General features: G+C 32.4%; 10 protein-coding genes. 2 read left to right on the top strand and 8 right to left on the bottom strand.

The features are described 5' to 3' along the window. Nucleotides 1-49: 49 nt before the first annotated feature. The 5 genes from H6622_13625 to H6622_13605 form a co-directional block, all read right to left on the bottom strand. Nucleotides 50-1441 (bottom strand): TonB-dependent receptor, encoded by a 1392-nt coding sequence (locus H6622_13625; GenBank protein MCB9062557.1) that lies wholly within the window; start codon nucleotides 1439-1441, stop codon nucleotides 50-52. Between the two features lie 96 nt (nucleotides 1442-1537). Next, entirely contained in the window at nucleotides 1538-5128 is a 3591-nt protein-coding gene (locus H6622_13620) for a hypothetical protein (protein ID MCB9062556.1), read from the bottom strand. A 1-nt stretch (nucleotide 5129) separates the two neighbouring features. Next, a complete protein-coding gene (locus H6622_13615) occupies nucleotides 5130-5894 on the bottom strand; it encodes a hypothetical protein (protein ID MCB9062555.1) in 765 nt (254 codons plus the stop codon). Nucleotides 5895-6260: 366 nt separating this feature from the next. Continuing rightward, entirely contained in the window at nucleotides 6261-7247 is a 987-nt protein-coding gene (gene hemB / locus H6622_13610) for a porphobilinogen synthase (protein MCB9062554.1), read from the bottom strand. After that, nucleotides 7244-7678 carry a SufE family protein gene (locus H6622_13605; GenBank protein ID MCB9062553.1) on the bottom strand — a complete coding sequence of 145 codons (435 nt, stop codon included), beginning with the start codon at nucleotides 7676-7678 and terminating at the stop codon, nucleotides 7244-7246. The genes hemB and H6622_13605 overlap by 4 nt, the downstream gene beginning before the upstream one ends. Before the next feature lie 112 nt (nucleotides 7679-7790). Between H6622_13605 and H6622_13600 the strand changes: the two genes are divergently transcribed. Both H6622_13600 and H6622_13595 read left to right on the top strand, forming a co-directional pair. After that, entirely contained in the window at nucleotides 7791-8849 is a 1059-nt protein-coding gene (locus H6622_13600) for a hypothetical protein (GenBank protein MCB9062552.1), read from the top strand. Nucleotides 8850-9145: 296 nt separating this feature from the next. Beyond that, entirely contained in the window at nucleotides 9146-9958 is an 813-nt protein-coding gene (locus tag H6622_13595; protein ID MCB9062551.1) for a polysaccharide deacetylase family protein, read from the top strand. Here the strand turns inward: H6622_13595 and H6622_13590 are convergent. The 3 genes from H6622_13590 to H6622_13580 are packed head-to-tail and all read right to left on the bottom strand — an operon-like array spanning nucleotide 9939 to nucleotide 14222. Next, complete coding sequence (locus H6622_13590) at nucleotides 9939-12020, bottom strand: hypothetical protein (protein ID MCB9062550.1); 2082 nt, start codon at nucleotides 12018-12020, stop codon at nucleotides 9939-9941. The two genes, H6622_13595 and H6622_13590, sit on opposite strands and share 20 nt — an antisense overlap. After that, on the bottom strand, nucleotides 12020-13321 hold the full coding sequence (locus tag H6622_13585; protein MCB9062549.1) for a glycosyltransferase family 2 protein: 1302 nt from the start codon (nucleotides 13319-13321) through the stop codon (nucleotides 12020-12022). The genes H6622_13590 and H6622_13585 overlap by 1 nt, the downstream gene beginning before the upstream one ends. Next, complete coding sequence (locus tag H6622_13580; GenBank protein ID MCB9062548.1) at nucleotides 13314-14222, bottom strand: response regulator; 909 nt, start codon at nucleotides 14220-14222, stop codon at nucleotides 13314-13316. Before H6622_13580 ends, H6622_13585 begins: the two co-directional genes overlap by 8 nt. Nucleotides 14223-14262: the final 40 nt, after the last annotated feature.

The following is a 14262-nucleotide window of genomic DNA, read 5'->3' as shown; positions in this document are numbered from 1 at the left end:
TTTGCTTTTGTTTTAAGAAAAAAAGAAAATCTTAAATAAAGCGTGCTATCTATTCTTTATTACATACTGCACCAAAAAGACACTTTTCTTTCACTGTTTTAGCTATGGATTTGGGAACCATTTTTTGCCAACCTTCTTCTCCATTTTGAATCATCCTTAGAACTGTTCTAGACCAGATATCCATTAAGTTAGGGTTAAAGTCTGTGATATCAACAACGAGTTCATTTTGAACGAGATAGCTAAATATATCTTTAAATCGCTTGTGAGTTGTAAAATTAGATGTATCTACTTTTACTCCATCGACATAGGCAGGATAGAGGTAGACTTTTGTTCTTTTTCCAAATAGTTCCGAAATTTCGCCTAAAATACCCAAAGGGTTTCTTTCATGATTAGATTTATCAAATACTTCTTGCATATTATAAACCCCCATTACAAAGGAAATGGGCTCATTGGTTAAACCAAGCATATATTCGTTGAGATCAGAAAATCTCTCACATTTTGAAATCATTACTCTATGTCCGAGCGAGTTAATGAGTTCGATCCTTGCTAAAAAGTCTTGGGGATCAACCTCTCCTCTTTCTAAAAGTTTAGACATAGAAATTTCAGGGAGCATAATAATACTTTCTTGATCTTTTTCAGGAAGACCTTCAAGGACTTTTTTATGTCCAGTTGTGAGCATATCTAGGTTAACAAGAGTAGGCGGTCGCCAACTCCCTCTTAATATAACAGGACGTTTTCTATAAAGTTCTTCTTCAGGAGGAATAACTGATCCAGTTGTTTCAAAGAGAACTGCTTTTGTAAGTCCGGCCTTTACGGCCTCAAGTGAAAGAATTCTGTCATCTAATTTCTTAAAAGCAGGTCCTTGAGTCTTAAGCATATCGACTTGAATCTGGTCCGTTGTTAAATTATCCATTAGTCCAGTTATGAGTTCAACTTCTGTTTCACGAGCAAAAAAACTGGAGTGGATGAGATTAACTCCAATGATCCCTAGGGCCTTTTGTTGTAGAATATTTTGGTTATCTAACATTTTAAGGTGGATATGTATCTGGCTCTCTGGTGCTCCGGGAGTATGTTGAAACCTGACCCCCATCCAGCCATGACATTTTCTATTCGCTTTATAAGCTTTCGCTGCAACAGTATCAGAAAAAGCAAAAAAGCATGTTGGGCCTCTCGTGCTAAGTCTTTCTAAAAGTAGTTGATACTCATGATCAAGCATGCGTATCATTCTTGACTCTGAGACATATCTGCCATGTTCTTCTTTACCATATATTGAGTCACTCATTTTCATGTCATAGGCGGACATTGTTTTAGCAACAGTTCCAGCAGCTCCACCGGCCTGAAAAAAGTAGCGTGCAACTTCTTGTCCTGCACCAATTTCAGCAAAAGAGCCATATATTTGGGGATCTAAATTTATTTGCAAAGCTTTTTGTTTCGAATTCAAGACAGTTGGAAAAGTCATATTAAACCTTTTTTTTGGGTGCAACCCTATTATAAGATTTAAAAATCACTCCTCCAATGGGGAAATGTAAGAATGTTATTATTTGTTTTTCTTGACTAGTAAAACAGGGTATTTTCTTCGATATTTTTCAGAAACTATTTTAAAAAGTCCTAGACCATCTCGATCTTTATGTACACCTTCACCCCAGTCTCCTTCACCAAATTTGCCAAATATTTGATCTCCAACAATTTTGTCAGGAAACTTTTCATTCTTAAATTCTCCGTTATTTGAATTGCTTAAGTCAGGAGCAATGAAGTTGATTCCATTTTTTATGGAATTGAGCCCATATGGTTTATAGCTTTTTCCTTGATTAAAGTTTTTGTTTTGTAAACTTTCATTTTCTTTATTTTTAATTTTCTTAGTTCTTTTTGCCCCCAGGGACATTGAACTCCCTAATCCATTTGCATTTATATCTAATTTTGAATTAGATATACTTTCAGCTGCTTGTGAAAGAGATTTATTAACAAAAGAATCAGCGTTAAATCCGTTTTTTAATTCATTAGATTCCTTCAAAAGCTCTTTTCCAAGTTCACTTTTTGATAATTCATTTTTACGTTCTGTTCTCTTTTTTTGTTTTTCTTTTATCTGCTTAACTGCATTAAAACTTTGACCTAATGTTGTTAACTGCTGAGAAGTGAGACCATTTTGATTAGAGAGAGTAGAAGTAAATAATTCTGGGGCCTGCATTAGTTCAGAAGAAAAATCAGTAATATTTTTAGAATTAGCGTTGATGACTTGATCTATTGAATCTGTGGTATTTCTGATTCTGTCAATTTCTTGGGAAATATTACTGATTACATTTTGATAACGAGGACTACTAGCGATTGCACCAGTGTTTACTCGAGTGAATCTATCTAAAATATTTGTAGTTAAATCAAGATTATCTTTTACTATATTATTTAGATCTTCTACATCGTTTGCACCAAGAAGAGATACATTTTCCAAAGCAATTGTTAGTAGTTCATAATATGGAAAAATTCCAGGAGTAGGATATAAAGTAACAGGTGAAGCAGAAGGCATAATGAAGTGATAGCGAAAAGTATATTCTGCAAATTCTTCAAGTACTTTTTCCATAGAATCATACTCAGCAGAAGCTAAGACACTATCTGATCCTACATCTGTTGAACTTGGAGTAGAACTTTCATGTTGACTATTTGGTTCTCTAACATAGAAAAATGATTGAGTCTTAGCATAGTCTTTTATCCTATTAAATACACCATCTATTCCCCACAACATTTTATCTGTTGCAAAACTAGTATAAGTCGCTTCAGTATTCATAGGATTATTATCTCCAAGCTTAAAAGATTTAAGATTTCTTTTAACTGGATTACCATCTATCATTGTTCTATTTGGAAAGCGTGGATCTAATAAAAACCAATGTTGACTAGGGTCATCTTTTGTTAAAAAAGGTCTCATACTAGGATTCGTACCAGAAGTACTAGGAATTGAATTAAACAAGCTAGAATCATTTGGAATTTTAAACAAAGACTGCACACACATTCCGTTTGGTTGAGGTACTCCACAGATATTATTCGGTTGATACGAATAACCCCTACAATCCATTGTATACTCACAGCCGGAAAGTATTCCATGACTTCTTGGGTTAGAACACATAATTGAATTACCACGAGATCCGTAGTAAACCCTTAAGTCGGACTGTATATCAGTCATTTGAACATTTTGATATAAATGCACACCTGGTATCCGAATAGGTGAATCGCCATAATTAAACCCTACTTGATCAAAGTATGCCATGGCCTTAGTCTCTTCAATTAAAGATGTAGAAACATTTGGGTCACCCAGGCCATATTTTGCAATACTAGATATACTAAGTCCTACTTTATTGTCTGCAAGAAATGGTAGCCCTAAAAATCTGACACCAACAATAAAATTTAAAATACATGAGAACGTATTACTTTTAGAGAAACGATGTGTAAGATATTGTCTATTACTTCCATACCAATCTCTTGTTACAAGAAATCTTCTTATCTCTTCCATTTCTGCAGAGTGATCTACATCATAAATTAATTCTTGGGCCTCAAAAATAAGTCTTTTTTCCATGGCCTGAGTCATGAAGAGTTGATACTTTAGAGTGGAAATTTCTTGATCAAGTTGATCATTAACCTGTTGTTGGGCCAACTCGGCTTCTGATAAAGCTTTATTTACATTCTCATCTCTGATCGCATTGGCATTTGCTTCATCTTCTGCAGCTCTTTGGGCCAGAGTATCACTTTGAGATCTTTCTCCATTTATTCTCGCCAAATAATCTGTTGCCTGCGTACAAGAGTTTAAAAATTTATTTTTCTTTTCTGATGAAAAGTTATCTGGCCCCTTGAAATCCATACAAGCGCAAAACATATCATGGCCCAGATTATTTAAATTTGTATTAAACTCGTTTCGATTTTCTTTCAATGAAATGGCAATGGCCTGAGTTTTTTCGTAAACTGATTTACCATGAACATCAACCCATAAATCATTTACACCATTTGACAGAGAATCTTTAGCATGCCCATTATAAACGCCAGTTGGTTTTCCTGATTCATCAAAATTCATATCACTGATTCCCAAAAATAGGGATTCCATTGCAAGTAAAGCAATTCTGGCCTGATATTCGTCTAATTTACTAATATACATTTGCTTATCAGCATCACCTGAGTTTGCTTGGTTTTTATAGTAATTCAAGAGATTAGTATCACTAATTTTCAAATCCTGATCTTCGCCGGCAGAAATTTTTCCTAGAATTGCCAGTTGTTTTAAATCGAACATATAATCGGCCTTAAGATTAAAGTCACACTTTTCAGGATTTGAAATACCACCGATTTTTAAAAGAGGTAATTCGCCGCTGGCCTTTATAATCGATTGGGTAGAAACACCATTACATGAACTAAGGTCATATTCATTTAAACATTCGCGATTCCTCTGGACCATTTCAAAAAGTCTATTTTTGTCGTTTTCAAGAGCAGTTTTTGCTGAGTTAAACATATCTGTATCACTGACCAAACTAGAATTACCTTGTAATTCAATCAGCTTAGTAGAATATATACTATCGATCATATTCTTATCAATTTCATCTAGACATGTATTTACGGCCGCCCTTTTTCCCTGTGTAACAAGTCCAGATGAATCTAGATTTCCAGAACCACAAGCGCACCTTTGTGCAGCAAGACCTGTTTTTCCAGCACATCCAGAATTCCTTCCGGCCGAAATAATTTCTTCTGTCGTTGTACCGACATTTGATCCTGAACTACCTGAACTGAACTGGTTTTTAACTTTTTCATTCAATCGTCTAACATAATCTGAAATACTAGGATCGTTCGTAAGTGCTTCCATACAGTTATCATAAGCACTCACATCGCATTTGGTTCTATTAATTGTATCCTGATAACATCCTTCTCTATGATTCGTATAACATGATTGTGCTGTATTTAAATAAATTTTTCCAATACTTGCAGAAGTACATGGATCAGGATTTACTCCCGAGAGATTGAAAGCATCGAGATTATATTGTTCATTTAGAGCGGCACATTTTCTTAAAGTTTGTATGTTTTGAGCATGAAGATTACTGTTAACTGAAATAGTTAATATCGCGATAAAGAATATAAACTTATTAATATTAAAAATTCTAAGCATATTAATTACCTAAATGAGGGAAACAATAATCATCTAATCTGTAAAATCCATCCCTACATGTTTCTCCACTATTTAATTTGACACCACTCCCCCTTTGTAAAACATTATTCTGACCAGAGGGTATACAAGTAGTTGTCAATTTTTTCTGATTATTTTTGCATTTACTATTAGTGGATTTTTTTTTACCTGCACAATTAGGTTCCCCTTTAACGATACTCACTAAATTTATACCTGGAATTGTTCTTATCCCACAAAAAGTACCGGCCTCACATAAATCAATATTTATATTACATTCTTGATTTTTAAATTTCAACATTGAGCAGACTTCATTCCCAATTACTCCTGTACAAATCAAATCTTTTTGACAACTCTTAGTAGAGCAATTACCGGCAGCACCGACTGGATTTTGTTGTTTTTCTCTATTCGATACTAATAACAATGTTTCAGATAAAATTTTTTCAATTTCATTTACTATACCATCTTTAGTTGACTGGTTAACTTTTTCGTTCATATTTTGAATCATATTATTTATATCTGATTTTTTGATTCGTGATTGAAAAATTTCTGATTCTAGCAATTCTACAGCTCTAGCAATTTGTTTATTCCTAAAATCATCATTTAACTCTGAATTTGATGAAATTGGTTCATTTACATTTTTAAACCTACTTAAAATTGTGTTTATGCGATTTTGATCAAAATCATAAACTGTGCGTGCAAAACAATTTGCCTCGATTAATAATCCAAAAAATAAAAACAACCCTCTCATGTAGATCATTTTATAACTACTGGCCCTATAGAATCAAAGGAGAATATATAACCACATTAAAATACATGGAGTAGTAATAATATCAAACTGTTAAAAACGACGATTTTTTGTGGCAAAAGGCCAACAAGGCACAAAATTCTAAGTTCTTGAAATTAAGTCATACTTATAAAAAAGACTAAAAGTCTGAGCAAAATTGCCGATTTTTGTAAAACCAGGTTATAATAAGGTATGACCTCGGTATCTAAGGAGGCCGTTATGGATATAGTTATAGGTGTTATTCTTTTAGGAATTTCAGCAGCTATGTTAGCTAGTAACCAAAAAAAGGCCAGGGCTAAAGTTCCTATTAAGGCAAAAGCTGATAAGTAATTATTGATTCGCTATCAGTCCAGCCGCATCTTTCGCAAAATACGTCAGTATAATGTCGGCACCTGCTCTTTTGAAAGAAGTTAACATCTCAAGCATTACTCTCTTTTCATCAAGCCAACCATTTTGAGCTGCAGCTTTGATCATGGCGTATTCACCACTCACATTGTACGCAGCGATAGGCAAATTAAAGTTATCTTTTAGCAGTTTAATAATATCTAAATATGGAAGACCAGGTTTGACCATAAGTATATCAGCACCTTCTTGTTGATCCAATTGTGCTTCTATTAAAGCCTCTGTAGAATTCGATGGACTCATTTGATAAGTTAATTTATCACCACTCTTAGGTGCCGAATCGAGTGCGTCCCTAAAAGGTCCATAAAAGCTTGAAGCATACTTGGCCGTATATGACATTATTAAAGTGTTTTTAAAGTTTTCCTGCTCTAAGGCATCTCTAATGACGCCAACTCGTCCATCCATCATATCTGATGGCCCAAGTATATCTGCGCCAGAGCGAGCTTGAAGAATGGCCATCTGTGATAAGATTTCAAGAGTTTGATCATTAAGTATCTCACCTGTTTTTGAGTCCACTAATCCGTCATGTCCATCGCTGGAATAAGGATCCAGAGCAATGTCTGTCATTAATAACAAATTTGGACAGGCGCTTTTAATTTCACTGATGGCCCTATAGTAGAGTCCATCAATATTGAGGGCCTCTTTTGCAGTTGGTGTCTTCAGAGAATTGTCCAAAGCCGGAAAAAGGGCCACGCATTTTATTCCAATATTTTGTAACTGTTTACATTCTTCTATGAGCAAGTCCAAACTAAACCGACATTGCCCAGGCATTGATGAAATATCCACTCGTGTGTTTTTTCCATCGATTAAAAAAAGCGGCATGATGAAATCACTTGGACTTAAAGAATTCTCTACCACTAGAGATCGTATCTGAGAATTCTGTCTCAATCTTCTTGGTCTAATTGTTTGCTTCATGATTTCTCCATTTGTAGTTTTGCTTTAAAGGCCATGGCGTAGATTGTAATCTGCTTAATCATAGAATTAAGTCCATTTGACCTACTCATAGAAAGATGTTGTTTTAGTCCAATATCTTCAATAAATGTAGGTTTTGTAGATAGAATTTCATCTGGAGTTGAACCTGAGTAAACACCAAGAAGTAAGGCAACTATTCCTTTCACAATAGATGCATCAGAATCACCTTCAAAATAAATCAGGCCATCTTTAAAATCCACTCCTAGCCAAACTTGAGACTGGCAGCCTTTAACTTTATTAGTCTCGATTTTAAATTCTTCTCTCATTGGTGGCAGGGATTTTCCTAAATCTATAATTTTTTTATAACGATCTTGCCAATCTTCTATCTTGATAAATAGTTCAACTGTATCTTTCATTCTTTGATTAATTGACATAAAACTCACTTTTTGTCTCTTTTATCGAATACCTATCAGTGTGTCAAAAGGTTTTAACAAGGTTAGTTTTTCCTGCGTGTGCAATATTTGTGATCAAGTTAAAATAATTCCTATGTCACGAAATTTACACCAAATCATTTTATTCTTTTCTGTTATTTTTTTGTTTTCGTGTAAGCAAGAAAACCAACAAACTCAAATAAATGATGGAATTCAAAGGTTGAATATACCAGAATATATTAGTTCGATTGTCTATACTGCCTACAATGAAGATGGATATACTAGTTCTAGGGCCAATCAACGATATTTTGAACTCTTAAAAGAGACAAAATCGAATATGTCTTCCTTTTTATACACTTGCTACACAAAAAATTTAACAACTTTTGATATCGATTGTAATACGGATAGAACTCCGAAGGAGAAGTATCTTGCTCAAATAATCACTGAATCAAAAAACAAAAATTATCCAGTGAATATAAGAACATATATTGATCTTGAAAATGGTTCTTGGCGATGTAATTGGAATCCAAGTAATAAAAAGAAAGCATTCGAAAAGCTACTTGAGATGTACAGCAACATGGCGCGCAAACTTGAAACTCAAAAAGTTGAAATGTGGACTATAGGGGCCGAGCTTTGTAAAATGACCTCTCCACAATTTAGTGCATTTTGGTTGAAAATCATTGAAGAAATTCGCACAAAGTATAAGGGCAAAATTGTCTATGCTCCTAATTTCACAGAATCCTTTGAAGAGTATAAGTACATTGAATTTCTGAATAAAGTAGATATTATTGGAGTTGACTACTATCCAAGTTTTAAATCAACTAAAGAACCAACTGAAAAAGTACTAAGAAAATTTCACCACAGAATGTTCTTAGAATATCTTAAAAATATTGCCTCCATTGGAAGACCTATTTATATTTCAGAAATTGGAATCCCAGTTGAAGAAGGTGGATTTGAAAAACCTTATGCGTGGGATCTGAAAGGAGAAGCGTCTGTGACCAAACAAAGCTTATGGCTTAGTTCAGTGCTTAAGGAATCTCAAAAATTTAAATTAAAAGGTCATTCTATCTGGAGGTTTCTAGAAGATGATGCTTTAAAATCAGAAGTAAAAGGCTTTTATCTCCTCCATCCGGTAACGATTGCAACATTATCTCAATTTGGTAAAAACAAATGAAACTATTCCTTTTTTTGTTTTTTCTTTTCCAACCACTATATGCTTTTAAATCTTCATGGATTAATGGTTATGAAATACCAAGAGAGGATGTATTTGGTAGAAAGTGGAAGGACTTTAGGCCTTATGCACCACCCATGAGTTTAGAAAGTGATGTATTAAAATTAAAAAAAGATGAACTCATAGAAATTGCACTCAAAGTTAAAAAAGTTGAAAATATAAATTCTATCAGAGGAAGATTTCACTATAATGATGATTCAATTGAATTTCGTGAAATCGCTTATTATGCTGACCTAAATATGAATCTGATCCAGGAAGATGAATGGGTAAAAATGACTTTTGCTCCAAATTTCTATGCGGATAAAAAGCTAAAAATGTTTTCGCTTCTCTTTGATTTTAAAAAGGACTTCTCTGAAGATTTTAGAATTTCAATCCAACCTTTAAAAAAAATTAAAAAGAAAAATAAATCAGCAATTATTACATTAACATTTGACGATGGAACTAAGGATCATTTAAAAGTCGCAAGCTATCTCCATAAGAATGGCCTAAAAGGTACTTTTTTTATAATACCAAAATATAGAGATCGAGTAGAATTTCTCAATCTAAAAGAATTGAACGAAATTCACAAACTTAAAATGGAACTGGCCTATCATCACTATAACCCTATTACGGATATGTATTTTCAAAATTTGGGTAAGAATTTAAAAGATGACTTTCTTGAAACTAAAAAAATACTCCCTTCGATTAAACCACACTTTGCTTATCCTTTAGGCAAATTCGACCTTTATGGTAGATATGAATTTATAAAAAATAATTTCAAAAGTGGAAGAATTGTCGGAGGAGGGCCAGAGACAATACCTCCAGGAAATAAATATCTCCTGCGCTCGGTCAACATTACCTCGCAAACTAAAGTTGAAGAACTCATTGCTATTGTAAAAAACTGTATTAAATCACAAACTTGGGGTATCTTCATGTTTCATAAATTAAAAGAAGAAAATCCTGAAGGCCTAGTTGAATATTCAATGAGTGATTTTAAGAAATTTGTCGAATTCTTAAAAAATGAAAAAATTAATGTTAAAACAATTGGCGAAGTTATTTCAAATTTAAAGTAATTTCTTGTCCAGGATTAAGATTTTCTATCAAAAATTCATTTTCTTTTTCACCTTTTATGGCCAATATTGCCCTTTCAATGTCGGTAGATTCCTTATCAAATGCAGCATTTTGAACTTTGAGCATTATTTTTGAAACCTGCGTATCATTTTGGTTTTTAATAGTTACCTTTTTATCATTTTCAATAATTGAAATTGAATTTCTTAGGTTGACCCAATCTGATAGATCTGAAAAACTTGTCATCCAAATTGTTTTATCTTCTTCGTAGAGATCTTTAATTATATTTAAGAACGGTCTGTTATATCTTTTTGCTAGAGACTGATTTCTAATACCTAATGTATAAATTCCCTCATACTGCTTCAAATTTTCAATATGTTTCGTTAAATAATCTTCGAATGATTTTACAGTTGTTATAACGTTTTCAGAAAAAATCTCATCATCAGCTTCAAAATATTTTGAGTAAAACATATTTTTACCGTGATTAAGATAATAAGGTGAGAGACGATTGAAAAAATTACTTGCATAGATGTATTCAAGCCTATTTTGCGCAAAAATATTATATGTATCAGTATTGGGTATAAAATCAGAGAAGAATACCCCTGCGACTTTACTAGCAGTGAGCCTCTCAAGTCTTATTCTCTCACTTTGGATTTGTTCAAATAGATTTGTTTTTCTATATTTCAGTTGAGAAAAATCTAGTTCTAAATAAAGTGAATATTCATTTGGATAATTATTGTAAAACTCGCGAATATCATCCTCGCTGTATTTATTTGTATTTAGAAAGATAGTTAAAGGCATGTTATATTGATTATAGTAAGAAAGAATATATCGAATATCATCTAAGTTTGTATTTGCAACAAAGTAATTCACAAGTGCAATTTTTTTACCTTCTGGCCATCTGGCCAACTTAACAAAAGGATGCCCAAAAGAATCTAGAATCATTTTTGAAACTAAATAGTTGTTTATCAAAATATCATTTTCTGATTCAGATTCTGTTTCAGAAAAGGGAGGATTAGATAACCATAAGACATTCTTTCTTACTTTTTTTGCTTTAATCTGTTCACGTCCTAGTTCATCTCGATTGATCTGATTTGTTGAATTTGAAGCATATAGATAGATATTTTCATTGGGTGAGAAATAATCAAAATCATTTCTATCTGGCCAGAAAAAAGGTGAAAAAAGAGGAAGAAAAGAATCTTGCAAAATTGAATTCAATTGAGTGTTTGGAAAACTTTTGGAGGTATTTTTTGATATAAATATATCAAATCTCTGTATATAATCTCCATCCATATTTTGGCCGCCATTTTTATTCAGATGTCCTATTCTTCCTTCTAGAATAATCTTTGAATTTACATCTATTAATTTATCCAAGATTTGTCTTTCTTTCATTGTTAAACTTATAGTATTTGGAAGTATTAACACTTGATTATCTTCTAAACTAGAAGGAAGATTATTTTGAATTTTGAATTTGAGATTTGACTTTTCCAAGAATTTTTTCCATCTCTCAAATGATGTAAAATAATCTTTTTTCCCAAATGTCTGGGATAAAAGTGAATCTAGCATTATAAAATCGTATTGCTTCAACCTAGAAATAGTATTGAGGTATATTGCTTTTGAGTTCTTGGGTATAAATTCATTCAAAGCTTGAAATTCTTCCGCTAAATTGTAAGAATATTTTCTAAGCATCCCTTTTTCAATCATCTTTTGAATTTCTTGTGCCTTTACAATTCTTTGCTCAATTTGTCTTCTATGTACATAAAAAGATTCAAATGAAATCATACTGAGAACAAAAGTAAATGTGCCAGCAAAAATGAGGATCAATTTTTTTCTTGGATCCATTGGTTTCATTCTTTTTGCTATTTTTTTTTTATATTCCTCATTAATTGCTTCCAATTTAGGAGAATATCTCCTGAAGAAAACACCATCTAAAAATATTTTATCAGTTATATTTGTGCCACTCAAACCTTGACGGACCTTGAAAACAATAAAAACGACGAGAGTAATCATGATTGTAGTCACACATAGAGCAAGCAAAATGAGATTAAATATATATTTAATTGTCACTAATTTAATCCCTTTCTTTTGAGTTTACCCCAATTCATGGGAATTAAAAGCAGCTCATCAACTAGCGCTAAAAATCTTAATACTTCCAACCATAATCCAAATGTGACTCTATTTATTGCTGCCAAGAATGTTAATCCAATAATTTGTCTCTCTGTCAGAATCGAGTAAAATGATAAAGTTAGGTCAAGCAATGTAAGTCCAATAAAATAAGGTCCCAAAAACTGTGTTGTATCATATATCAATGCATATCCTATAGCTGCACACAAGAAAGAAAAATTGACGACAGGTATAAATATACTTTCGATAATCATAATTGTGGTTATGAGAAGATTTCTTAAAAAATTTTTCTTATTATTCAACAAACGAATACTTTCTTTAATGGCCTGTGTAATTCCTCTTGACCAGCGATAACGTTGAATCATTAATGAATACATATCTTCAGGGACTTCAGTGACAGCAATAACATCATTTGAATATTTGATTTGATATCCTTTGGCCAAAATTCTCAACGTGAGATCACAATCTTCAGCAAACGTGTTAGAACGATAACCACCAATTTCATATATAACATCTTTTTTAAATACACCAATAGGGCCAGGAACTATCGTTACAATTCCCAAAAATGACTGTGCTCTTTTATAGAAATTGAGTCCAATTACATATTCAAGTTTTTGAAACATGGTAAGAATACTTTTATCATTTCCGACAACCACATTTCCTGCCAGAGCTGCTATTTTAGAATCATTTTGAAAATATGGAATCGCTTTCATGAGACAGTCTTTATCTAGTATGCTATCAGCATCCATACATAATACATAATCTCCATTGGCCTCATAAATCCCTCTATTTAAGGCCATCGCTTTCCCACCATTTTCTTTATATATAATCCTTACTCTTAAGTCATCTTCATATTTTTTTGCAACTTCAAGAGTATTATCAGTAGATCCATCATCTACAACAACTAATTCTAAATTTGGATAATTTAATTTCAAACCAGATTCAATTGCCTTTTCAATAACATTCTCTTCATTAAAACAAGGTATAATGAGTGAGACTAAAGGATAAAACTCAGGCCCTTTTAGTTTAATTTTGTAAATAAAATCAAGAAAAGAAAAAATAATATAGATGCCCGTTTTAAAAAAGACAAAGAAAAGATAGTATACCATCATTTTAGTAAGTGTAACACTTACTATATCAAATTCCCATTTTGTAAAAATATTTGCATAGAATACGATAGAAACAAAAAGTAAAATAACTATTGACGAAAAAACAAAAAAAAGTTTTGATGCTATCCTAATCATTGACTATTAATTTCCCAATTTTTTGTAAAAAGGCATCCGCATCCTTTGAATGTGGCCTTGAGTTTATAACAGTTATTTTTTCAAATCTTCCTTTTATCAAATTTATAAAATTTATCGATTGGGCAAAAACTCTTTCACCTCCGTAGACATTTAGAAAATTTCTGGGTTCATCTAAGATTAAATGATATTTTCTAGATCTATCATTCATAAATTCTTCAAGCTCATGTAGCACTGGTGATAAATCTTGGAGATATGGAAACTTTATAATAAGGGCAGGTTTCATTTCTAAATATATGATTGATTCTTCATCTATGTGTTTTAATTTGTTTTCATTCTCGAATATATTTTTTCCTGATTCCCATGAACAAACAATTTTTGGTAAATCATCCTCGACATCATCAAATATTATCTCTTCTAAATAATCATGCCTAATTTTATTATTGAATGCCAATATAAAGCGATAATTTCCAAATTTATTAGTGATATCAACGTTAAGTGTATTTAAGTAGCTTTTGATATCATTTAGTGCTAATTTTCTTTTAATTGGTTTTTGAATAAAACCTATTGCTCCATTATCTTTCACTCGTTTTCTTACGCTACTACTTTTATCACTGCTCATACAAATAACAGGTATATCAATTGCAATTGGATTATTACTCAAGATTGAAAGAATTTCATAACCATCAACATGCGGAATATTAAGATCAAGTAGTATAAATTCTGGTCTTGCTTTTTCAATGGTGGTAATGAGATTTCTGTGCCCCTCTAAACAATGTACATCATAATCATTTTTAAATGATGCTTTTAATAAAGTAAGTACGTCAACATCATCATCAATAACAAGGATATGTTTTTTCAAAGGACAAAATGTTATGTTCTCTTCTAGTTTTAAAATGGCCAAAACAAACTCCCTTCAAGAGACTGTTCGACTTTCTATGGGA

It is taken from the genome of Halobacteriovoraceae bacterium (genome assembly GCA_020635115.1).
Taxonomy (GTDB): domain Bacteria; phylum Bdellovibrionota; class Bacteriovoracia; order Bacteriovoracales; family Bacteriovoracaceae; genus JACKAK01.
The sequence above is the reverse complement of the archived record's forward strand: the minus strand, read 5'-3'. Positions and strand labels throughout refer to the sequence as shown.